General features: G+C 37.7%; 17 protein-coding genes. 7 read left to right on the top strand and 10 right to left on the bottom strand.

Annotated elements, in window-relative coordinates; translation table 11 throughout:
- Positions 1-54: 54 nt before the first annotated feature.
- The 3 genes from L0B53_RS17285 (at position 55) to L0B53_RS17275 (ending at position 2539) form a co-directional block, all read left to right on the top strand.
- Complete coding sequence (locus L0B53_RS17285) at positions 55-723, top strand: CatA-like O-acetyltransferase (RefSeq protein WP_235060827.1); 669 nt, start codon at positions 55-57, stop codon at positions 721-723.
- A gap of 120 nt (positions 724-843) precedes the next feature.
- Complete coding sequence (locus tag L0B53_RS17280) at positions 844-1854, top strand: manganese-dependent inorganic pyrophosphatase (RefSeq protein WP_409202817.1); 1011 nt, start codon at positions 844-846, stop codon at positions 1852-1854.
- Positions 1855-2143: 289 nt separating this feature from the next.
- Positions 2144-2539: a CoA-binding protein gene (locus L0B53_RS17275; RefSeq protein ID WP_235060825.1), complete on the top strand. Its 396-nt coding sequence runs from the start codon at positions 2144-2146 to the stop codon at positions 2537-2539.
- A gap of 195 nt (positions 2540-2734) precedes the next feature.
- On the opposite strand, the gene L0B53_RS17270 is transcribed toward L0B53_RS17275, so the two are convergent.
- Positions 2735-3994, bottom strand: a complete 1260-nt coding sequence (locus L0B53_RS17270; protein ID WP_235060824.1) for an outer membrane protein transport protein — start codon at positions 3992-3994, stop codon at positions 2735-2737.
- Positions 3995-5287: 1293 nt separating this feature from the next.
- Here L0B53_RS17270 and fadI point away from each other — a divergent pair.
- Positions 5288-6592, top strand: coding sequence for an acetyl-CoA C-acyltransferase FadI (gene fadI, locus L0B53_RS17265; protein ID WP_235060823.1), 1305 nt, complete (start codon positions 5288-5290; stop codon positions 6590-6592).
- A 5-nt stretch (positions 6593-6597) separates the two neighbouring features.
- A complete protein-coding gene (fadJ, locus tag L0B53_RS17260; protein WP_235062287.1) occupies positions 6598-8712 on the top strand; it encodes a fatty acid oxidation complex subunit alpha FadJ in 2115 nt (704 codons plus the stop codon).
- Between the two features lie 134 nt (positions 8713-8846).
- Here the strand turns inward: fadJ and L0B53_RS17255 are convergent, their stop codons facing one another.
- The 3 genes from L0B53_RS17255 to L0B53_RS17245 form a co-directional block, all read right to left on the bottom strand.
- A complete protein-coding gene (locus L0B53_RS17255) occupies positions 8847-9701 on the bottom strand; it encodes a patatin family protein (protein WP_235060822.1) in 855 nt (284 codons plus the stop codon).
- Positions 9702-9764: 63 nt separating this feature from the next.
- On the bottom strand, positions 9765-10541 hold the full coding sequence (locus tag L0B53_RS17250; RefSeq protein ID WP_235060821.1) for a ribonuclease H family protein: 777 nt from the start codon (positions 10539-10541) through the stop codon (positions 9765-9767).
- 59 nt (positions 10542-10600) lie between these two features.
- A complete protein-coding gene (locus L0B53_RS17245; RefSeq protein WP_235060820.1) occupies positions 10601-13387 on the bottom strand; it encodes an insulinase family protein in 2787 nt (928 codons plus the stop codon).
- 185 nt (positions 13388-13572) lie between these two features.
- Here L0B53_RS17245 and sixA point away from each other — a divergent pair, with 185 nt between their 5' ends.
- Entirely contained in the window at positions 13573-14064 is a 492-nt protein-coding gene (gene sixA / locus L0B53_RS17240; protein ID WP_409202816.1) for a phosphohistidine phosphatase SixA, read from the top strand.
- A gap of 46 nt (positions 14065-14110) precedes the next feature.
- Here the strand turns inward: sixA and smrB are convergent, their stop codons facing one another.
- Positions 14111-14629, bottom strand: a complete 519-nt coding sequence (smrB, locus tag L0B53_RS17235; protein ID WP_235062285.1) for an endonuclease SmrB — start codon at positions 14627-14629, stop codon at positions 14111-14113.
- 76 nt (positions 14630-14705) lie between these two features.
- On the opposite strand from smrB, the gene prmB reads away from it, so the two are divergent.
- The gene (gene prmB, locus L0B53_RS17230; protein ID WP_235060819.1) at positions 14706-15638 is read left to right on the top strand and encodes a 50S ribosomal protein L3 N(5)-glutamine methyltransferase; all 933 of its coding nucleotides are present in this window, start codon (positions 14706-14708) and stop codon (positions 15636-15638) included.
- A gap of 96 nt (positions 15639-15734) precedes the next feature.
- Here the strand turns inward: prmB and tolC are convergent, their stop codons facing one another.
- The 5 genes from tolC to L0B53_RS17205 all read right to left on the bottom strand — a co-directional run bounded on the left by tolC (position 15735) and on the right by L0B53_RS17205 (position 23820).
- The gene (gene tolC / locus L0B53_RS17225) at positions 15735-17042 is read right to left on the bottom strand and encodes an outer membrane channel protein TolC (protein WP_409202843.1); all 1308 of its coding nucleotides are present in this window, start codon (positions 17040-17042) and stop codon (positions 15735-15737) included.
- A 331-nt stretch (positions 17043-17373) separates the two neighbouring features.
- Positions 17374-18846, bottom strand: a complete 1473-nt coding sequence (locus L0B53_RS17220; protein ID WP_235060817.1) for an FUSC family protein — start codon at positions 18844-18846, stop codon at positions 17374-17376.
- 3 nt (positions 18847-18849) lie between these two features.
- A complete protein-coding gene (locus L0B53_RS17215) occupies positions 18850-19698 on the bottom strand; it encodes an HlyD family secretion protein (RefSeq protein WP_235060816.1) in 849 nt (282 codons plus the stop codon).
- Positions 19699-20135: 437 nt separating this feature from the next.
- On the bottom strand, positions 20136-21824 hold the full coding sequence (locus L0B53_RS17210; protein WP_235060815.1) for a thiamine pyrophosphate-binding protein: 1689 nt from the start codon (positions 21822-21824) through the stop codon (positions 20136-20138).
- Positions 21825-22437: 613 nt separating this feature from the next.
- Complete coding sequence (locus tag L0B53_RS17205) at positions 22438-23820, bottom strand: carbohydrate porin (protein WP_235060814.1); 1383 nt, start codon at positions 23818-23820, stop codon at positions 22438-22440.
- Positions 23821-23898: the final 78 nt, after the last annotated feature.

The following is a 23898-nucleotide window of genomic DNA, read 5'->3' as shown; positions in this document are numbered from 1 at the left end:
ATCTTGTGATAAAAAATTGATAAAAACGACATTAAATTCAAATAGGATAGAGCTATGGAATATACAACAATAAATATTGAAAATTGGAATCGACGTGAGCACTTTACGTTTTTTCAAAGCTTTAGCCATCCTTGGTACAATATCTGCGCTAATATTGATGTCACTCAGCTCTATCAATACTGTAAAGAGAATAATCTTCGCTTCTTTCACGCTTACCTTTATTTAACTCAGCAAGCACTTAATCAATGTAAACCAATGGCATATCGAATTGTGGATGATGAGGTTAGGGTTTATTCAACGATGTGTGTCAGTGTTGCGTTGCTTGCCGATGATGACACGGTGCGCTTTTGTGATCTGCCTTATGGTGCAAGCTTCGAACAATTTACCGCTCAAGCGACAATAGCAGAACGTGAAATTAAACAATCGCCTTTTATTCTAGAGCAATTCTTAGGAAAAGAGATTAAACAAAATACGGTCCACTTAACGATTTTACCTTGGGTTGAATTTACCTCCATGACCCATGCGAGAGATACTCATTTTCCTGATAGCGTGCCTAAAATGGCGTTTGGTAAATTAACGGCAGTCGGAGAGAAGAGAACCATGCCATTTTCTGTTGAAGTACACCATGCATTAATGGATGGTCTTCATGTTGGAAGCTTTATTAATACTTTGCAAAATTGTTTTAATCAACCAGAAACCCTATTAAAAACATCCGTTAACTAAGGGTGTTGATGAGTGAGTGCTCTAATTTATATCATGAGTTACTTGTCATATAACGATGATAAAACTGAAACAAAACTGTCATTTTCGGCTGTTACATTAAGCTTGTTTTCTTAATAAGGATTGAAAATGAAAAAGACAGCTATCGCTCTAATGTTATTTGGAGCAACTAATGTACAAGCATTCGATTTAAATAATGTAGAAAAAAATGACGTAAGCAATTTAGTTTGGACTGGGCATACCAGTCCTGATAGTGATACCACGTTTTCCGCGATGATCGCCGCTGATATTTTTGGTGGGCAAGCCGTCACGACGTCAGAGATTAACCCTGAATCTCAGTTTATTGTTGATTACTGTCAAGTTGAAGCTCCAGTTGTTGCAACGAATTATGCAGGAAAAACCCTTGGTTTAGTTGATTTTAACCAACAAACTCAGCTTGCTTCATCGATTGAGCAAAATAACATTGTTGCGATTATCGATCATCATGCGATTGGAGGGATGCCAATTAATGCTCCACAAATTATCTCAATGGATTTTCGTCCTTGGGGAAGTACCGCAACAATTTTAGCCGATAAAGCTGAGCAATTAGGTCACCCAATGAGCAAAGAAATAGCTTGTATCACATTGGGTGCAATTCTTTCTGATACGGTTCTATTATCATCGCCGATTACAACCGATTATGACCGTCAATACGCAGAAAAGATGGCTAAAATCGCAGGTATTCAAGATGTAGATGGCTTTGGTGAGCAGATGATTAATGCTAAATCGGATGTCAGCAATCTATCGGCGGCAACCATTTTAACGCTTGATTATAAAAACTTTGAATTTGGTGGTAAAAAGGTCGGAATCGGCGTGGCTGAAACCATAACACCAGAAAAATTAATTGCCCGTAAAGCTCAGTTCTTTGAGGCAATGAAAGCGCACAAAGAAGCTGCCGGTTTAGATTATCTGTTCTTCTCGATTACGGATACTAAAGATAAGAAAGCTAATCTACTTTGGGTTGATGGTGGTGAAGCTAAAGTCCTATCAACGGCCTTTAATGTTGAGATAGACTCAGACCTGCTAACGCTTGAGGGTGTAACATCACGTAAACGCCAAATTGGCCCAGCTATTCAGAGTGCTCTTGAAAAGTAATATCTGTTTAAGAATAGAGACGACACTTAATAAATAATAACTAAGTCGTACTGCGAATAGAAAACCTCTTCTAAACTTTGTACTCATTTTAAATTGAAAGGTTGAAAGGTTGAAAGGTTGAAAGGTTGAAAGTTAGAAGAGGTTTTTTGTCATGGCACATTGTGGAGCAGTACATAGTGGATAACAATTTCCGGTTTCTCATTCGCTATACTCTATTTATACCTCATCTATACTTCAAGTAAGAAGAGTATAAAAGGGGATCATTCATTGATAAATAGAGAAGGGTTATATGCAGACATCGACCGATAAAACTATCGCTATTTTAGGCTTCTCGGATAAGCCGACGCGTTACAGCTATAAAGCCCACCAGATGTTATTAGAATATGGTTTTACCCATCAAATTGGTATTACAGCGAAGAAGTTAACTGAAAAAGAGACTATTTTTAATCATATTGAGTTAGTGAGCACTATCGCTGATATTCAACAACCGATTGATACCTTAACTCTCTATATTGGTATAGAACGATTAACACCGTTAATTCATCAGATATTAGCACTGTCACCTCGTCGTATTATCACTAATCCCGGAACAGAGAACCGAGCCTTAATCAATCAAGCCAGAGAGCAAGGAATTGAAGTGGTTGAGGGATGTACATTGGTGATGCTAAGAACAGGGGGGTTTTAATAAGAGTGCTTCACGATATTATTTCAAGTAGATGATATCTAAGATCAATGCATAGATGTGAAAAAAGAAAAGCCCTGAATCACGGACACTATTTCTAGCGACGCTATTCAAGGCTTTTTCATTTTTTGATTAAGCAGTTTTAGTGCTAAAAACTATCTGTTAATTCTAAAAACTAACGGCTAACTTAGATCAAAATTAGAATGTACGGCTATATTGTAGACCAACAAGTACTGCATCAGCGTGAGTTGTTGCATTAATTGAACTAATATCTTGAACTTCTGTAGCATCGATATCTTGGCCTAGTAAATAGGTAAATCCGAAGTCAACATTCGACTTTTGGTTGATGTGGTAAGTAAAACCTGCAGAGAACCATTGACGATCGGAATCTGGTACTGAGATTGATGTGATCTCATCTTGGGCGCTGATGTCATACATATAACCCGCACGTAGTGTCCAATCATTATTGAGATAGTAAGTACCACCTAAAGCGAAGTGATAACCATCTTTCCATTCATATTTACTACTTTCCATGTCTCCATAGGGGCCTGAGCCGCTAAAGTCTAGAAGATCAAATTCACTCCAGTTAATCCACTGGATGCTATAGTGAACAGCAAATTTAGTCCCTGTGAAACGATTATATCCAGAGAATTCAAGCATATCAGGTAGAGGTAATGTAATTTTATTATTATCATCATCTTCTGCTGTGATATCAGGGCTGTAGTGATAGCTTAGACCAAAACGATTATTATCATTAATTTCATAGACTGTGCCGACATTAAAACCAACACCAAAACCAGTAGCATCATCAACATCAACAACTGTTTGCCCAGCAAGAGGTACAAGTCCTACACCAGGAACTGGAAGTGCGCTTGGTTGTTTATCACTTATTGATCTTTTTATAGTGCCTTTACCATAAATAAAATCTAATCCAGCACCAAAGCTCCAATGTTCATTTAGACGATAAGATGCAGCTAGACCTAAGTTAGCGCTGAATATTTCAGTCTTACCACCATATTCACCTCCAGCATAGTCATCTGGGAAGTCAGTTGAAGTGCCAAAATTAGAGTAACCATTGATACCCACAGCCCATGTATCATTAATTGGCATGATAAAGTGAATATTTGGAGCGACAGATGTTCCACCTGCATCATCATAATCAGCATCAAAGTCATTACCTACTATATTTGTATAAGTAGCATCAGATACATCAATCATTGTTGTGATGGTTTCAAAGCCTAACGATAACGCTTTTTCATCAAACAATGCCATTGCTGCGGCGTTACGTGCCATTACTGATGCGTTATCAGCGATAACGGCGTCACCAGCAAATGCGCGACCAAGGCCAGTTGCAGATTGTGCGTTAAGTTGGAAGCCAGCAGCAAGTGCTTGACCAGAAGATAAAGTGATAGCTACTGCTAAAAGAGATTTGCTAAAAAGACGATTTTTATTAGTCACTGCTAAGATTCCTTTTTTATTTTTTATTCGCTTTCAATGCGATTGCGGCGAATTGTAATCGGGCTAATATAGTGATCAAATCAGACCAGTTAGCATTATAGTCTTTGTTGTTAAAATGTTAAACCTTGCAGCAAAAAAGGAACAATAGACATTAAACCTCGCTATATTTTCTTATTGATAAGCACTTTTTCTTTATGTAACAAAAAAACAACTAATTTTTCTTACTTTATGTTTTATATGTTTTTTTTGTTTTTTGATATTTATTTCATAATTAGTGGGATATTTACAGATAAGTAAAGATTAGAAATAGTTAGTGCTGATACTCTAATAATGGTGATTGCTTGAAATTCACGGGTAAGTCATCGGTTATATATTGAACACATTTCAGAGTGGTGAGTTTTTTAAATGAAACAATTTATTTACCTTTAAAGTAGGACTTATTCTTATCCTATTGTATTGATCATCCAATATATCAGTCATCTCTTTGTTAGTGACAGCCAAATTTTGCATAAATAATCATTATATATTTATTTTTGATTTGTTTATTGAGCAGGAAATGAGAGTTAGGCCTCATTTTTATGGCGTAAACGATAGAAGTAGCATAAATAAACGAGTGGAACTTGCTTTAACTTGAGTTTTTACACTAACTATATCTTGATATTTAGAGGTCTTACCAAGCAAGAAATTGAATAATTTTGCTATTAACGTGTCTTTAAATGATCGAATATTTCTGTTTTAACGATTTATATCAAATTTCATTTTTTAATAAGAAATATTTCCACTCTAACTACCAAAGTGGAAACTTAAGATTACACCTTGAGGTGGATTGTTTAATTGTTATTGATATTAGTCACAACTTTAAACAAAAAAAGAGTTTAAATGGAGAAAAAAATCTTCTTAGTGGTCTTCAGTTATCAGGATTTAAAATGGATCGATATGAGCATTATTTTATCAATATTAGATTGTGAATTTGGTGTGAATTAGAAATAGCCAAAAGCTAAGTGATTGATTATTTCCCATTCAAGCATCAATTTCATGAAAAAGACGCATTAAAAAAAACAGTTATTTTATATTTTTAACAATATTGCTACACTAAAGAGGTCAGACCTTTCAGCTGTTTTTAGATGGTTTTAATCAGGTTGATGGTTTAACTTGTGATGATATAAGAGTTGTTGATAGTTAAAAGGCTTTGTTTTCTTTTAGTGATATCGATTCATCACTTTGTATTGGTTTCCGTCCAGTCATGCTTATGCAGGTTCGGTCAATTGATAGATTAAAAACTAAGGAGTGGTAATGAAACAGAATTTGGTTACCGGTCAGGGCGAGCGTATTGCAATCGTTCATGGCTTACGTACTCCATTTGCTAAACAATCGACAGCGTATAAAGATATTCCAGCCGTTGATTTAGGTAAAATGGTGGTTAATGAGTTACTGATTGGCAATGATGTTGACCCTAAATTGATCGATCAAGTGGTCTTTGGTCAAGTGGTACAAATGCCTGCAGCTCCCAATATTGCGCGTGAGATTGTCCTAGGTACAGGGATGGATATTGCCACCGATGCCTATAGTGTGACTCGCGCCTGTGCCACCAGTTTTCAAGCGGCGGCCAATGTTGCTGAGAGTATTCTTTCAGGCACGATTGAAGTGGGCATTGCTGGTGGCGCTGATTCCTCATCTGTTCTTCCTATTGGGGTTTCCAAAAAGCTCTCTGCAACCTTGTTAGCCTTAAGCAAAGCAAGAACCAATTCACAACGTCTTAAATTACTGACTAGTCTCAGACCAAGTGATTTACTTCCTGTTCCTCCAGCCGTTGCTGAATATTCGACAGGATTAAGCATGGGACAAACCGCAGAGCAGATGGCGAAAACTCATGGTATTACTCGTCAACAGCAAGATGAATTAGCCCATCGATCCCATTGTTTAGCGGCAAAAGCATGGGAGAGTGGTTTGATTGCTGATGAAGTAATGACCGCTTGTCCTGAACCGTATAAAACGATTATCAGTCAAGATAACAATATTCGCCATGACTCGACCCTGGAAGGTTATAGCAAGCTTCGTCCTGCTTTTGATCGTAAGTATGGCTCGGTTACCGCTGCTAATAGTACGCCGTTAACCGATGGTGCTGCAGCAATTATCATGATGAGAGAAGGGCGAGCGAAAGAACTGGGACTTAAGCCATTAGGTTATCTTCGCTCTTATGCTTTTTCAGCGATTGGTGTTGAAAAAGATATGTTGATGGGGCCATCTTATGCGACGCCACTTGCTCTTGACCGTGCAGGATTAACCCTTTCAGATCTGACTTTAATTGATATGCATGAAGCCTTTGCCGCTCAAGCGTTAGCTAACGTGAAGATGTTTGGTTCTCAACAATTTGCCGAGCAGAAATTAGGTCGTAGCCAAGCTATTGGTGAGATTGATATGGATAAGTTTAACGTATTGGGCGGTTCCATTGCGTATGGACATCCATTTGCGGCAACAGGTGCAAGAATGATGATCCAAACATTAAGAGAGTTACAACGCCGAGGCGGTGGGTTTGCATTGAATACTGCATGTGCTGCAGGTGGTTTAGGTGCAGCAATGATTTTGGAGGCAGAATAATGACAATGGATAAGCAATCTGCATTTTCGCTAGATGTCGCCGATAATGGTATCGCATGGTTGGCGATTGATGTTCCCAATGAAAAGATGAACACTTTAAACAGTGCATTTTCAGACGAAATTAAAGGGATTTTAGCGGAATTAAAAGCAAGTTCAGCGATTAAAGGTTTGGTCGTTCATTCAACGAAACCGGATAACTTTATTGCGGGAGCGGATATTAATATGCTTGCTGCCTGTCAGACCGCAGAGGAGGCTGAGCAGTTAGCAAAAGCGGGACAGCAACTATTTAGTGAATTTGAATCCCTTCCTTATACGACGGTTGCTGCAATTCATGGACCTTGTTTAGGTGGTGGTTTGGAGCTGGCTCTAGTGTGTAATGTTCGAGTTTGTAGTGATTGGGGCAAAACTGTTTTAGGGCTTCCTGAAGTGCAACTTGGTTTACTTCCGGGTTCTGGTGGGACACAACGTCTGCCTCGTTTAGTTGGTTTAACCAATGCGCTCGATATGATTTTAACGGGGAAACAGATTCGAGCTAAAAAGGCCAATCGAATGGGATTGGTTGATAGTGCTGTTCCTCAAGAAATTTTACTGACAGTGGCAGAACAATTAGCACTGAAAAAAGCGCCTAAACGTTCATTAGAATTTAAAGATTGGATGATGGGTGGCAACCCGTTAGGGCGTTCAGTGGTTTTTGATCAAGTGACAAAACAGGCACAGAAAAAAGCGCGTAATAATTACCCTGCGATTAATGCGATTCTTCACTCAATCAAAGTGGGGCTTGAGTCAGGAATCAAAAGTGGTTTAGAAACAGAAGCGAAACAGTTTGGTGAGTTAGTGATGTCATCAGAATCTAAAGCGTTACGTTCGATCTTCTTTGCGACCACGGAAATGAAAAAAGAGAGTGGCAGTGATGCTAAACCTCAACCTTTTTCTCATATTGGCGTGTTAGGCGGTGGCTTAATGGGAGCAGGGATCAGCCATGTGACGATTAATAAAGCCAAACTTCCTGTTCGTCTAAAAGATATCTCGGAAGAAGGGATCAAAAATAGCCTCGCTTATAACTACAAGCTTTTTAAGCAGCGACAAAAACGTCGAATTATTACCAAGGCAGAATTGCAAAAAGGGATGCTACGTCTTACTGGAACCACCTCTTTTAGCGGGTATAAAAATCGAGATATTGTCATTGAAGCCGTTTTTGAAGATTTAAACCTAAAACATCAAATGGTGCGAGATATTGAAGATAATTGCAGTAGTTCAACCATTTTTGCTACAAACACCTCCTCTTTACCGATTCATAAGATCGCGGAAGGGGCGAAAAACCCAGAAAATATCGTTGGGCTTCACTACTTTAGTCCAGCAGATAAAATGCCATTAGTCGAAGTGATCCCTCACGATAAAACATCACAGCAGACCATTGCAACGGTGGTTGATCTAGCGAAAAAACAGGGTAAAACACCGATTGTCGTCGCAGATAAAGCGGGATTTTATGTTAATCGAATTCTAACGCCCTATATGAATGAAGCCGCGCGTTGTCTGTTGGCGGGTGAACCGGTTGAACATATTGATAATGCACTCGTCAATGCTGGTTTCCCAGTTGGACCGATCAATCTACTTGATGAAGTGGGGGTTGATATTGCCGCTAAAATTACACCAATTTTAGTCAATGAACTCGGTGAACGCTTTCAAGGACCGGCCCTGTTTGATCTGCTTTTGAAAGATGAAAGAAAAGGGCGTAAAAGTGGCAAAGGTTTCTACGACTATAAAGCCAAAGGTAAAGAGAAGTCGGTCGATAAATCTGCCTATAAATTGCTTAATATCACACCGAATAAGCAGTTAACGGAAGAGGAGATTACTCAGCGTTGCCTTTTACAGATGTTGAATGAAGCGGTGTTATCGTTAGATGAAGGGGTGATTAGAAGCCCTAGAGATGGTGATATTGGTGCAATTTTTGGTATCGGGTTTCCGCCATTTTTAGGTGGTCCATTTAGGTATATGGATAGTGTCGGAATGGCTGAAATCGTCAAACAGATGGAAGATTACCAACAAAAATTTGGCGATCATTTTGCGCCAGTGGTGAAGCTGAAAGAGATGGCAGAAGCCGGAGAGAAGTTTTATCCTTAATGGTTTCAGCTTAGTAAGGGAAATTTAATTGCTTTAAAGTTCAAATCAAAAGGATTGAGAGTGACGTTAAATAAAGCGTTTGCACTCAATCCTTTATCCATTCTACTATTTTTATCCTGTGGATATTTGATTTTTTACGATGTCAGTAATTGCCATTGAGAAATAGCGACTCTTCCTGCCTCCACACCCATTTGATAAGCGGACTCTAAGGTTTTTTGATCTTGACTTAATCGCCCTAATTTAAAATTATCACCGGGACAGATTTGGATAATCTCAACACCTTGTGGAGGCTTAGCAATGAGTTCAACTGCTTCATTATAACGTTGATGGCGGGTTAACATTGGCTCGATAAGCTCTGGTTGTTTCTTAAGTAACATCTTAATGATTGATGAAAATGGGCTGCTCTTTTTTCGATAATCTTGATGGCGACTACGAAGCACCATTATCTGTTTAGCTCCACGGCGAATCGCTTCTGCGACGGGAATTGCATCACTGACTCCACCATCGACATACCAGTGTTGTTCCAGTTGGACACCGTTACGATAGAAGATCGGCAGCGCGCTACTGGCTTTCATCACTTCGGCTAATTCATCGACGTTCGGAGTTAAGTATTCTGGTTTCCCGCTATCTTGACGTGTCACCGTAAGAAAAAGAGGGCGAGGATCTTCGCTAAACGTTTTTCGGTCAATATCTAACTCTTCAATCGTAATCTGCCACATCCAATCAAGGTTAACAAGATCACGCCCTCGCATAAATTGAGTTGGCGTAATGAACTCTTTGCGTAAGCTATAATCGAGAAAAATCTTTTTATTACGACGTGGCATTTTTGCAATATAAGCAGCTAAATTGGTTGCTCCTGCTGAAACACCCCAAAAGCTATCAAAAGGGGAGAAGTCATTATCAAGAAAATGGTCTAAAACACCACAAGCAAAAATACCACGCATCGCACCGCCTTCGACAATTAATGCTCTGTTTCCAATTTTGTCCATTTTGCCTTGTTTCCTTTAATTATATTGACGGTTTATTGCTGACAATTTTTTGGGTATTGAGTATTAGCCTTGTCTTAATTTTAAAATAGAATCTAGATCAAAAGGTTGAGGATACTGAATAAAGTTAGGCTCTTTTTTATCGATAGTATAGATTGACATTCTATCAGCCAATTCATTGCCTTCAATGCCAACATGGGCTGGAACATGAGCGATAATTAACTGATCTTTAAGTTGATCATACAGTTCATGCGCTTGTTGGATGATGTCGAGATTTTTAATATCTCCCGGCTTTTGACGTTTCCAGCCTTTTGCTTTCCAACCATAAGCCCAATTAGTAATACAGTTAATCGAGTATTGGGAGTCACTGCAAATTTGAACCGTTTTACCTTGATTTAGCCCTTGTTCGGCTAAAATAAGCGCTTGATTGAGTGCATTTAGCTCGGCTGAGTTATTCGTGCCATTACTGTTATAGAGTCCATACCATAATGTTTCTAATTGCTGGCCTTGATACACTGCAACGCCTGAACCCGCTTTTCCTGGATTAGGTTCACACCCGCCATCGGTATAAATTGTGATCTCAGCATCTTTCAAGTCGGGTATTTTTTTTGTACTTTTTTTGTTGGCTACGGTGGTAGACGAACTTATATTTGCCGTATTTGAGCTTGCTCGCTGGATTGATTGGCTAGCTCCAGCAGCAAAAGCGCTCTCTGCTTCAGCTTTAGTTTTAAATGACTTATATTGTGCTTTAGGGAACTTATCAATTAAGGTTCGCGTGTAGTTCCAATCGGTAAAGATCCCAGTTTTGCGTCCATTCCAGACCACATAAAATTTTTGTGCCATATTTTCTCTATGCCTATTTAATCTTATTTATCTATTTATCTATTTATCTATTTATGTACTTAGATTTTCTCATGAATAACATGTTGCTGCTGAAATTCATCGATAGAGTTAATTTCAGTTCCTACCTCTAAAGCTTGGTAGGTTTGTTTTTTGCCACTGTAATGCATGATTAAGCGGTTAGCTGTTCGTGGTTTTAATTGAGTGACAATAAACTGAATAATGTCCCTGCGACTAAATGATTGTATGGCAGAGGTGACATTTTTTCGTTGTGAGAATTGCCAATCTTTATTATTGATGCTGCCCCAAAGTCGTTGCGATTTAGCATTTAATTGCGTATCTGGTGCGGCAATTTTATCAATCAATCCCTGCTTACTGTTGCACCAGCTTTCTTCATTTAACTCTAATAGAATAAGTGAAAAAGCATTAAGAAAATGGTCAATGGCACCGATTAATTGGTTTGGCACTGCTGAGGGGGATTGAATATAGAAGATAATCCCCGGAAAACGATTTAATGGCAAATTACTGGTTCCGACCATATACCCTAATTGCTGTTTGGTTCTTAGCTCGTGGAAAAAGGTTGCAGAGAGTAGGTGGTTGGTCAAAATATAACGAGCAATACTCTCTGGGCTGGTATCATCGGATTGATGGTAAACCAAGATGGCTGAGTCCGTATGGTTACAGTTTATCGGAAAATTAATGGTGCCGCACTCTCCGAGCATAAAGAGAGGTCGGCTGGTTTCTTGGTATTTTTGTCCTTCAATATAGAGGGACTTTTTCACTTGTTCACCGACCTCAAGTGCTTGCTTTTGATGCCAATTACCGTAAACAAAAACTTCAACAAAAAGCTCACTAAATAGAGAATGAACAAAGAGAGGCAGTTCATCAAATTCAATACTATTTAATGCTTCAATTAAAACAGGTGTGGGTGGACTATTTGGCTGTAATAGGCCAGTCAGGTTATTTAATAGCTGTGAGATAGGTTTATCTTTAGCCGAATTCTTCCACTGACGCAGCATTCGATCTTTAATGATCGTAAAACGCTCAGGCTGGAAATCATATTGCTTAAATTGCTCAATTAATAATGCTAATAATACGGGCTGTTTCTCAGTTAATCCTGAAAGCTGTAGAGTAATCCCTTGTTGGTGAGCAACAATATTATAGTGCAAACCGGCAACTTCAGCTTGGTAGGCTGACTCATTAATACCATCTAATAATAGCGCGATACAGAGCTTGGTTTTAACGATATTGCGTTCTGTTGAAATGGCATGAGGACTATCGATGGCAATATAAATCGTCCCTTTTGGTAGTTTAAATTGCTGATCTTGTTGGTGCCATAAACGAAAGCCTTCACTATTCTCTAATAAGATTGGCATATCAGATGCTGTCTCTTCGACAGCAAGAGGTTGCAAGTTTTGACTGATAAATGGATTAGGTTTTGCCAATGACAACGCTGCAATTGCTTGAGGAGCACGCCAACGCTGTTTTTGCTCTTCAGTTAATGCTGTGACTGAATAGGGCGTTTGATACCATTTTGCTTCTTTGGTTGGAATTGTATCGGGGCTAATTAAAGTGATCTGCATATTATCAACAGTAATTTGTGATAATAGCTGTTGAATCAGTTCAGGTTCAAACGTCTCCATCATATAATCGCCATAGATAATGTCATTGGGGTGATAATGGTGGATATTACTGGCTAAATGGCTAACGATATTAATCGGTTTCGCTTGTTCTTGAAGTTGAAATGCCATCTCCATTACTGAGCGTTTCTCTTGATAACACCATTGATTAATACCTTGTTGTTTTACCAGTTCTAAATAATAGAAGATAGCCTCAACAATTTCATCAATCGCTGATTGCCCTATTTTTGTTAGGATCATGCTAATAGTAAATTCACGGTAATTACTGCCGCTTATACCGCCGCCAGCAGAAAGAGCTTCAACTAATCCTTTTGATTTTAAGTAGGAGAATAGGCTGCCTTCACCTTCATAGCCCAATAGATGGGCAATATGAGTTAAAGGTTTACTTTTATAGTAAGGCTTTAATGAAGGTAAAAAGAATTGAAGTGATAACTTTCTCAACTCTTTTAACGGTGATATTGAGATAAATTGTCCTAATTGTTGCTCGGTAACTAAAGGCTCATTAATCGTCTCTTTCTCTTTTTGATGGTTAGGAACGTCAACAAAATAGTGTTGAGCTAATTTTTCTAGATCATCTAAAGAATCAGGAGATAGTAGTACCAATGACATAATATTGGCAGAGTAGTGTTGCTGATAAAATGCAATAAGCTCTGCGCGGATAGAGTCTTTCTCTTGTTCACCTCTGTCTGATAATGTGTCTAAATTGCCAACTGAGAACTGTGAAAAGGGGTGTTTTTGATTAATGGTCTCTTTTTGAACTTGGTAAATTCTTCGGCTATCGTCATTAATTTTTAATCGATATTCAGACTCAACAGCGTTTCGTTCTTTGTCTACTGCGTCAGCACTGAAAAGTGGCGAGATGAAAAATTGACTAAAGCGTGCAATCCCACTTTCAAATGATGAATTATTGATATCAAAAAAGTAGTTGGTAAACTCACTGGCAGTCCAAGCATTATTGCTGCCACCATGCTGGGCGATATATTTTTGAAACTCACCAACTTGAGGAAAAGGTTCTGTGCCTAAAAACAGCATATGTTCTAAAAAGTGAGCCATGCCTTCGCGATCAATAGGATCATCAAAATGCCCAATATTGACAGCTAATGAAGCCGCTGAACGAGGAGTTTTCGGATCACTAATAAGTAAGACACGCAACTGATTATCCAGTTGAATATACTTATATTGTTTGTGATCATTTGGGCTGGTATGCATGGTAACTCCTTGCTAATAAGAAGGTTTTTATAAAGAGTAGCTCAACTAAATGCTTATGATATTTTATCAATGACTCTATAAATGAAACTGCAAAGTGATAATGGAAGTGCTAAAATCATTAATAAAGATTCTACAGCTGAAATATCTCATCTATTGTTATTAGTGTAGTAAAGGTAAAAATTAAAATGTCTATAATGAAAGTTTTTATTATGCGTCATGGCGAAGCTCAAGCTTTTGCTGCCAGTGATTCTCAACGCCCATTAACCGCGAGAGGTGAGAATGAGTCAGCTCAAATGGCGAAATGGTTATCTAGCCACTTTCCTGATGTGGATGCAGTTTGGGTAAGCCCTTACTTGCGAGCTCAACAAACTTGGAAAGCAGTAAGCCAAAATATTACCGCGCTTCAGTCGGTCGAGACCATTGAAGATATTACACCTCATGGGCATGAGTCAGATGTTGCCTCTTTTATTCAAGCGACCGCCGCAGTTAAACCACTAAAATCATTGCTTATTATATCTCATTTGCCTTTAGTTGGTTACCTTTCTGCGGAATTAGTTCCTGGATTGATGCCACCGATGTTTGCGACCTCATCGATTGTTGGCATTGATTATGATATTGAGAGCGCAGCAGGCACCTTGTTATGGCACTATGCTCCTCATGACTTATCAAAATCGTAAACTTAGTTAATTAATGCTAGTTTAAGAACTTGATGCTAAGTTTATCTTAGCTATATTCAGGTAGATCAATCAGTACTAACAGCGCGCCATCACCGCCAAATTCTAATGGCGCTTGGTGAAAAGCAAGAACATCAGGGTGCTGAGCTAACCACTCTGGTGTTTTCTTTTTCAGAATATGTTTGCCAATCCCATGCATAACACATGCGCAATGTAGATGCTCTTTTACACATTCAATCATTAACGCCGCAATCTCTCTTTTTGCCTCTTTTTGCGTCATACCGTGAAGATCAAGATAGATTTCAGGGGTATAGACACCGCGTCGTAATCGTTTTACTTCATATTTTGAGACGCCATCGCGAGCATAACGCATCGGTCCCTCTTCATTAAAGTGAGGTTCAAACTGATCAGAGAAGTAAAATTCACTGTCTTGCTCCCGTCTAACTTCCGCTTGCTGAGCTCTTTGAGGCGAAATTTTACGTGCAGGCTTGTGGGTTATGTTATGATTAACTATCTTTTTCGTTCCTTTGATAGCATCTTTGAAAAGGGACAGCTCTTCTTCTGTAATTGATTTTTTTTATTCATATCGCAAATCTACTTCTTTTAGGTTTAGCGTTATATTGTAGCGTCAAATGGAGGCTAAATTGGACAAAATTTTTGTCGACGAAGCAGTTAATGATCTTCACACTGTGCAAGATATGCTGCGCTGGACTGTAAGCCGCTTTAATGCCGCAGGTCTATTCTACGGTCATGGTACTGATAATGAGTGGGATGAAGCGATTCAGCTTATCTTGCCAACACTTCATTTACCACTGGATTTTCCAGATAGCTTACTCAATTCTCGTTTAACGAGCAGTGAGCGTTTACGTGTCGTGGAACGTGTCATTCGTCGTATTAATGATCGCACACCTGTTGCCTATATGACAAATCAAGCTTGGTTCTGTGGCTTGCAATTCTTTGTAGATGAGCGTGTGTTAGTACCTCGTTCACCTATTGCTGAATTGATTAACAGCCGTTTTGAGACATTTTTAACCCAAGAGCCACTGCGTATCATGGATCTTTGTACTGGTAGTGGCTGTATTGCGATTGCTTGTGCGGATGCTTTCCCTGATGCAGAAGTTGATGCCGTTGATATTTCAACAGATGCTTTAACCGTTGCTGAGATTAATATTCATAATCACCAGATGGATCAACAAGTCTTCCCGTTACGCTCTGATCTCTTCCGTGATCTACCAGAAGATAAATATGACCTGATTGTAACAAATCCGCCGTATGTTGATCAGGAAGATATGGATTCTCTGCCAGATGAGTTCCGTCACGAGCCTGAATTAGGTTTAGCGGCAGGCAGTGATGGCCTTAAATTGGTACGTCGTATTCTTGCAAATGCGCCACGTTATTTATCAGCTCAAGGTATCTTGATCTGTGAAGTGGGTAACTCAATGGTTCACATGCAAGAACAGTACCCAGATATTCCATTTACTTGGATTGAGTTTGAGTTTGGTGGTCACGGCGTATTTATGCTAACTAAGCAGCAATTATTAGATTGTGCTGACCATTTCGCACTTTATATTGATTAAGCTTTCTTGGTTAAGCCAATAAACTAATCAATAAAAAGCCCGAAGTTGATACTTTTTAAGTATTTACTTCGGGCTTTTTTATATCGGATTAAAAATTTAATTTAATATGCTGTTTATCGCTGAAAGATCTTCATTACTTAAGGTACCTACTGCTTTTTTAAGTTTTACTTTATTCAGTAAATAATCATATCTTGCACTTGATAGTTCACTTTCTGCATCATAAAGACTTTGTGTTGCATTTAAGACATCGACAATAGTTCGAGTACCGACCTGATAGCCCGCTTCATTCGCATCTAATGCGCTTTGAGCTGAGATCACGACTTGCTGATAAGCATGTACGGTTCCGATGCTAGCATTGATATTATTAAAGGATGCTCTAATTGTTTTAATGACATCACGATGTGTGTTTTTTAATGCTTCACTTTTAGCGACAAAATTAAACTGAGCTTGTTTTGTTCTAGATGTTATTGCACCACCACTATAAAGAGGTACGTTTAAGTTAATTCCAGCAGTGAAGTCATTACTGGTATCACTCAATGATTCATTCACGTTGTCTTGATAATCTTGCTTTGTTAAATCATAGCCTGCATTAAAACTTAGTGTTGGTAAATGACCGGATTCTGCTAATTTAATCTCTCTTTTCGAAATAGTCTGTTCCATTTGACCGGTAATGATCGATAGATTTTTTTCTAATGCTTCTTTTTCTATACTTGATACAGAGTTAGGTAATTTTTCAGCGGAAAAATGACTGAGATTTAATGTACTTAATTTTTTGTATTCAATACCTGTAATTTCTCGTAATGATTCAAAACTATTATCTAGGTTATTTTCAGCGATAATCTCACTGGCTAAAACACTATCATAGCTAGCTTGGGCATCATGAACATCGGTGATCGGTGTTAAACCCACTTTGAATTTATCTTTTACTTGTTCGAGTTGACGAGCAACCGCTTTTTTCTCTGAACGAATAAATCGTAATTGATCCATTGATTTTAAAATATCAAAATAAGCGGATACTGTATTTAGCATTAATTCTTGTTGAGCGGATGCATAATTAGTATCGCTAGCTTGTGCATTCAGTGCGGCAATATCTAAATTTATCCAATTTGCACGATTATAAATACTTTGATTAAGTGTAACGCCAAGATTTGATGTATTTAGATCTCCTCCTTGTTGGTCACTTCGTATAAAGTTAAATCCTGCATCGAGATTAATTTGAGGTAATAGAGCAGCTCTTGATTCATTGATAGCTTCAAATGCAGATTGTTTTGTTGCTTTCGCTTGTAGTAATTCTGGGTTTGTTTCTTTAGCTTGGTTATAAATAGTCGAAAGGTTTTGAGCATAAGTGTTATTGCTTAATAAACCAAATAAAGAAAACAGTAGGATAGATTTTATTTTCATAATTTCCTCATCGTTGAAATAGGGATTAATTTGAAGTTGAAACAGAGTCAATAATGTCCGGATTCACTGTGTTTTTTACTGTGAATCTGAACTTTTTTATTAATAACTTAAGTGGCTTAAAGGAGTTAGTCATATACCCTTCATACTTGAATTCGCTAGGTTGTTGGCTGTATTCGTTCGCCCTAATCATAGAGTACACCTATACTCATGGGGCCCCACTCACTTGCCGCCTACTAGCAACTCCAATTATTTTGGGTAATGGATATTATTATTGAAGATAGAGAGTGGAGTATTAAGTTGGCTTATCGACTCTCTAGCTTTTTAAATAAGTGACTTATTCCTTTATAACTTCAAACATAAAACGAAATATTAGAGCGGCTAATAAGTTTGCAATTGCCGTATTAATAAAACTCTCTTCATTAAAGCCTGGGATATTCGCTAAATCGGTATAGGCAGGCCAAAATAACATCATAAAGAAGAATATCATTGATAATGGGCCTTTTATGGTATTCATCTTATAAGTCGTGATCATCAAATAAACACCAACAACAGCAAATAGAACGCTAGGGTGAATCACTCCCGGCATGATGAAAAATTCCAAAATATAAGCGACAATAACACATAAAAAATGACCAGCAAAAAAGAGCATTGAACCTGCTTTACCCGGGATAGGGAGAGCGGAGAACATGACACATAATGTACCAGCTAGCATCATGGTATTCGCCCCTTTATACCAATCACTGCTAAACCAAAAGAAAGAAATGATCATCAAAGTTAAAAAGCAACGTAAACTATTTTTAAAGGCTAATTTCCAATTTAATGTTTGAAATATCTCTTTAGGTTTCTGATTATTTTCTAACTTTTGAATTTGACTTGCCGTATCGAGAAACATTTCTAAGTGTTGTTGAGCTTTAAGGCTAAACGTAAATTCACGCTTTAGATCTGTTATGGTTTTTTCTACACTTTGTGCCTTATTCATTAAAGAAAAATAAAGGTTAAATTTAATTTTATCTTGTTCTGAAAGTTCAGAGTCTAATAGATTATTTAAGGTGTTAGTTTGCTTAATAAATTGCAATATATAGAGGTAACCCTGTTTTTTTATATCAAATTTATTACTCAATAAATAAGCTAAGGTGCGTATATCTGCATATTGAAGATAAAGGGCTTTTGCATCAGCACTTAACTTAGTAAAAAACTGTGTTTTATCATCACCCATGTAGAGAGGCTTTCTCATTAACTGGCGAATTAAATTCTTTTGCTGTTGTTCTTTAATGGCGAATTCATTATTTGGTTTACCACGAGTGAATATTCCAGAAACAACCTCTGCAACAATAATAGCAACAAACATTCCCATTAATCGAGGTAGTGTATTATTCCAAAGTGAGATTAATGATGGATTATACGTCGTTGGAAAGCCAGTAAAGCAAACGGTTAATCCTGCCATCGCAAAAACATAAGCAATATATGGATTTAATCCTTTATTCAAGGCCGCTAGAAATGTAAATAGAGCAACAATAACAATCACAAGGGTATTGAAAACAAAAGCATCAACTAAAGCAAACTCACCAATAAATAGAACGGTAGCGCCACCTAATATCGTTGCAACGGAACGAGATAAGACACGATTAAAGCGACTACCACTATTTTTTTCAGCCATAAACATCGCTGCTGACATCACACCTGCTGAGACATACCCTGATCCTTGTTGAATGCATAGTAACCAAGTGATAATCATCGCAGTGGAAACCATAAAGGCCTTTTTCAGATTAGGAGAGTCAATCTCACGTAGATAATTAATCACTAGCATAATTTACTCCTCAATAGAGATGGTTGCAGTTGATCCTGAAGCTAATCGTAGTGTACTGATATCGTCAACAATCTCGAAGCGAACTGGAATTCGTTGACTTAATCTTACCCAAGGAACGGTTGGGTTAACATTTGAGACTAAACCTGAGTTATCTGCACTTTGATCTACGATGGCACGACCAATACCAGAGACTCTCAAGTTAACGGTTTGATCATTGATCATTAGACTTGCTTTTGCTTTCTGTCCTATTTCGATGTGACCCACCGATGTTTCAGTAAAATAACCGGTTAAATAAAATGTTTTTTCTTCAACTAAAGCAAAAAGAGGTTTTCCGACAGAGACATAATTGCCTTGGCGTAAGTTAAGGTTAGTAATATATCCATCTTCAATGGCATAAATTTTGGTACGCTTAAGATCAACCTCAGCATTATTTATTTCAACTTTAGCCTGTTTTAAGCTTGCATTTAATTGTTTAACGTTGAACTTATCGTCAATTAATTGTTTTGCCGACACGAACTCTTTTGTTTTTAAATCTCTCTCATACGTATCTTTTGCCGTTTCTAATTGTATCTCTAGAGACTCTGCATTTAACTTGGCTTTTTCTAATGCTAATACATAATCGGTTTGATCGATTTCAAGAAGTAAGTCACCTTTATTTACTTCTTGATTATCAGTGATATATAGTCTTTTAACTTTGCCATTAACTTCAGGTGTAACTTGAACAATTTCAACTTGAACACGGCCATCTCTGGTCCATGGTGTATTCATGTAGAGGTTCCAAGCTTTATTTCCAACAAAAAATACAGCTGCAATTAATAGGATTGGTAAAGCGATATTTAATAACTTTTTCATATTAATGACCAAAATAAAGAAGTGTGATTGAACTAAAAACAAGCATGAAAAAACAGAACTGACATAAAGAACTATTTGATGGACTTACTTTTAGTGAAAACTTTAATAATGGAATACGGATTGGTAACCAAATAATTAAAGTGATAAATAATAGTTTAACTACAGGTGGTAAATAATAACCGCTAAGAAATATAAGATCAGACAAAATCTAACCTCCATTTTAATAAGTAATGTTGATCCTTAAAACTAGAATGTAAGAGTTGCTTTTCACTTTGTTTATAGGGGAGATATTAATCTTATTTTTAAAAGTATTTATACCCTTTATACTTGAAGTCGCTAGGTTGTTGGCTGTACTCGTTCGCCTACTAGCAACTCCAATTATTTTAGGTATAGAGCTAACTCTAAGAGTGAGAAAGCTCTATCTTTAAGCTTATTTATTAGTGACGTAGTAACTGGCTAAAACGAATGTTAAATGATGCAGAATCCCAAGGGTCTAGCATCACTCGAACAATATTCACGCCTTTTGGATTTTCTAATGCTGTTAATGTCGCTTCCATCTCTTTTTCGGTACGAACAATAAAGCCATCAGTATCTACCCCTTTTGTACCACCAAATGCAACACCCAGTTCTTCATAATTCCATACTGGAATATCATTGTATGAACGTTGCTTTCCTGGGTGAATAGCACGCTCTGCGCCATAACCTGAATTATCAAGGATAAAGATAACCGCATCTTTCTTATATTCAATGAGGTTTGATAGCTCTTGCGCTGACATATTAAATGCCCCTTCGCCTTGAATCGTGACCAGACGGCTTGTATCGGCTTTTTCTGTAAATACAGCACCACAGAACATACCAAATCCAGCGCCTAATGACCCCCAGTTACCACAGCCGTGCATCACAATGTCTGATGGGAATTCAGCTTGTGAACTGTTAATGAAACCACCGGTATCAGCATAAAATAGATCGCCAGGTTTCAGGTAGTTAGAAAACTGTATGAACAGACGGTCAATGGTTAGTGCCGCGTCGGTTGCTTCAAATTTATCTTTGTGCTCAAAAGCAAATTTACGACGATCTTCAAGGTTTAATACACCTTCAGTGACATCGACTAATGAATCCAATAATTGAGGTAAGAATTCACGTAAAAAGACATTGTCATAAACTGTTTGATCAATCACAACACGGTTTTGTTCGATGGTGATGCGGTGTTTACCTTCTTCATGCCCAATTTCTGAAGAGAATACCCCAGTATCAAACTCATTATTTGACACACCCAATGTAATAGCCACATCGGCACCTTCAACCATCTCATTGGTGTACGGTTCACACACTTTACCCATGTAGATACCCACTGCATTTGGGTGATCTTCAAATACGCCCATTTTACAAGTAAAGGTCGTTGCGACAGCGGCATTTAATCGTTCAACTAACTGTAACCCTTCATCAATCATCTCTTCACGTTGTAATTGATGACCTGTAACGATTGAGCGTGTTTTACTTGCCATAATGATTGATTTAGCGGCATCGAGAGCGATATTTAAATTATGCTGAGATGACTGATTCAACATAAGATCAAGTTCGCTGGTCGGTGCGTCAATCATGGTTGTCTGAATATCATAAGGCAGCTCTAAGTAAATAGGCTTTTTCATTTGATACGCTTTACGGAGCATGGTATCGATAATCACCGGTGCTGATTCAGCCGTCATAATACGTTCACTGGCAATGGTGATGTTTTCAAATACTTTTAAACTAGTATCAAAGTCATTGCCAACAACATGATGGTAAAGTTTATCGGTTGGTGTATTTAGCACTGGCGTTGCTGGTGCGCCACAAATAACAATCAGTGGAGTATCATCTGAATAGGCACCTGCAACGGCATTAACCGTACTTAATGAGCCAACACCAAACGTCACTGCCATTGCACCAAAGCCGTTTACTTTTGCATATCCATCTGCAGCGTAAGTGCCATTTAATTCGTTTCGACTTAATACGTGTTCAACACCGTGCTCGCCATCAATTAAACGGTCAAAGAAAGGTAATACGTAATCGCCTGGAATACCAAACGCTTTGTTGACATTAAGTTCTTTTAGACGAGTTAATAAATAATCTGAAATTGTGATTTTCATGCTGTATTCTCTTTTATTAAAATAAATAATGGTTGTTAAGCAAGATTTAGTTAATATATTCTTGCTGCAGTATGGATATGTTTAATGGCTTGTTTTAAATTTAAAGTTTAAATATAAAATAAGCGTATTTGATTTCTATATATAAAATGTACGGTTATATATTTTAAAAGTGTGTGTCTTGTTTATATAGTAAATAAATTCCTGACTAATTTCGATAACTTAATTTGGAACTGTCAATTCCATCATGTCTTGGTTTTTAATGTCAGACCTATTTTAATGTTGTCGTGACATTTAAATTGTTCAGGGTTTAAATATTAAGTTAACGGTTATTAATTTGTTCCCCGTTGTTGATGAGTTAAATATTAAACGATTTTAATTTTATATCCAGAGATAAAAATGGAACTGACAATTCCGAGGGCGTTTCATTTATGGATATTGAAGAAAAGATACAGTTGAACTAGGTACTTATATTTTTTTGACTGGAAGCTGCTAGGTTGTTGGCAACGCTGGTACGTCCCAATCATATAGCGCACCTATACTCATGGGGACACACTTGCTTGCCGCCTACTAGCAACGCCAATTACTTCAGGTATAAGACAGACAAATACTAATTTTAATACGTGATATTGACTCTTAAACCTAAGATAGTGCTATCATCGACTCCGATACTATCTGATGAGTTAAATTGAATATCTGGTGTTATGCTTAACCAAGGTGTGACGGCAAAGTCGTAATAAAGCTCCCAACCGTGTTGGTTATCTCTTGAATCTTCAATCACTTGTAAATAGTCATTACCCATCAATACTTTTGAATCATTCATGGCATTATAATAATAACCGATACCGAAAGTATCATTTGGTCGACTATCAAAAAGCCCTTTACCACCGACACCTAAAGCAATGTTCCATTTTTGTAAGCTAATATCAGGATCTGCCATACCACCTTGAACAAAGACACCAATACCTTTTAGGTCTGGAGTATTATCGGTTAAATTAAGTGCTGAACCATCATAATTTTGATCAAACAGGGAAACGTATTGCCATAGGTTAAAAGCAACTGCACTGCCTTCACGTTTTGTTTCTGTACGGTCAATTGACATACCATTGTCAAGACGAGAACCTTTTCTACCTGAAACAACCGGTAAGGTGGCGTTATTATTGTAGAATCCCGCTAAAAATAGGCCGCCGGGTTTGTCACTGATTTGATATTGCTGATAATAACCCACATAGACATTGTATCCAGCCTCTCCAAGTTGATCTAATCCCAATTCACTGGAACTTTCTCGTGCATCTTGGACAATAACAGTTAAGCTTGATTTATCAGTAAATTGATAAAAAGCACCGCCACCTAAAGCCGTCGTATAAGGCTGTAAATTGGCAACAATTGGATTTAATGCCAACGACATATTCATAAAGCCGCGTTCGCCAACCTTCTGGCCGCCACCGGCAAATTCTTGCATGTAGGCTTGATGGTTATTATCAAAACGACCAATAAAAACACCAAATTTCTCTGATAAAAACTGGGTATATGTAAGTGTTGTCAGATCAAAAGTATTACTATCATCGCCAGGCATATCGGTTAACGGCATGATGGCATTGTAATTTGGCGCCATGGTTGGCCAGTTACCTGAAGCTGAATTAATCGAGCTACCACTATCGCCTTCTAATCGCATGGTAATTAATCCACCAGGAACTAATCCCATCTTCATCAAATCAATATTCATTAAAAAGTCGTAACTTGTACCGACTTCACTGCCTTGGCTCACTCCACCATCTGTTATTCCTTGCAAAACAGAGGTAGTAGAAAAATCTATTTGAACGCCTTTATCTGCAAGCTTAGTTCTGTAACCGCCAAGGTCACCTAACAAATAACCTCGATCAGTAATATCACCATCATACTTTGGAATAGGTAATAATTGGTCAGCAAATAAAGAGCCAGAGAATAATGTAGCCCCTAATATATAAGAACTATATTTTACTTTATTTAAAATTTTCATGTTTACACTCATATTGACAAGTATTAACTTAAATAATATTAAAATGAATTATTGAAATTAATGTTTATTGCTTTGAAA

Origin of the sequence: Vibrio sp. SS-MA-C1-2 (assembly GCF_021513135.1) — a bacterium.
Lineage (GTDB): Bacteria > Pseudomonadota > Gammaproteobacteria > Enterobacterales > Vibrionaceae.
This window is presented reverse-complemented; position numbering and strand designations above follow the sequence as displayed.

What these genes read in the sequence shown, in the direction of transcription:
- L0B53_RS17285 (WP_235060827.1), top strand. Translation starts at nt 55, where the DNA reads ATGGAATATACAACAATAAATATTGAAAATTGGAATCGACGTGAGCAC.
- L0B53_RS17275 (WP_235060825.1), top strand. Translation starts at nt 2,144, where the DNA reads ATGCAGACATCGACCGATAAAACTATCGCTATTTTAGGCTTCTCGGAT.
- fadI (WP_235060823.1), top strand. Translation starts at nt 5,288, where the DNA reads ATGAAACAGAATTTGGTTACCGGTCAGGGCGAGCGTATTGCAATCGTT.
- fadJ (WP_235062287.1), top strand. Translation starts at nt 6,598, where the DNA reads ATGGATAAGCAATCTGCATTTTCGCTAGATGTCGCCGATAATGGTATC.
- L0B53_RS17255 (WP_235060822.1), bottom strand. Translation starts at nt 9,701, where the DNA reads ATGGACAAAATTGGAAACAGAGCATTAATTGTCGAAGGCGGTGCGATG.
- L0B53_RS17250 (WP_235060821.1), bottom strand. Translation starts at nt 10,541, where the DNA reads ATGGCACAAAAATTTTATGTGGTCTGGAATGGACGCAAAACTGGGATC.
- L0B53_RS17245 (WP_235060820.1), bottom strand. Translation starts at nt 13,387, where the DNA reads ATGCATACCAGCCCAAATGATCACAAACAATATAAGTATATTCAACTG.
- sixA (WP_409202816.1), top strand. Translation starts at nt 13,573, where the DNA reads ATGTCTATAATGAAAGTTTTTATTATGCGTCATGGCGAAGCTCAAGCT.
- L0B53_RS17220 (WP_235060817.1), bottom strand. Translation starts at nt 18,846, where the DNA reads ATGCTAGTGATTAATTATCTACGTGAGATTGACTCTCCTAATCTGAAA.
- L0B53_RS17215 (WP_235060816.1), bottom strand. Translation starts at nt 19,698, where the DNA reads ATGAAAAAGTTATTAAATATCGCTTTACCAATCCTATTAATTGCAGCT.
- L0B53_RS17210 (WP_235060815.1), bottom strand. Translation starts at nt 21,824, where the DNA reads ATGAAAATCACAATTTCAGATTATTTATTAACTCGTCTAAAAGAACTT.
- L0B53_RS17205 (WP_235060814.1), bottom strand. Translation starts at nt 23,820, where the DNA reads ATGAAAATTTTAAATAAAGTAAAATATAGTTCTTATATATTAGGGGCT.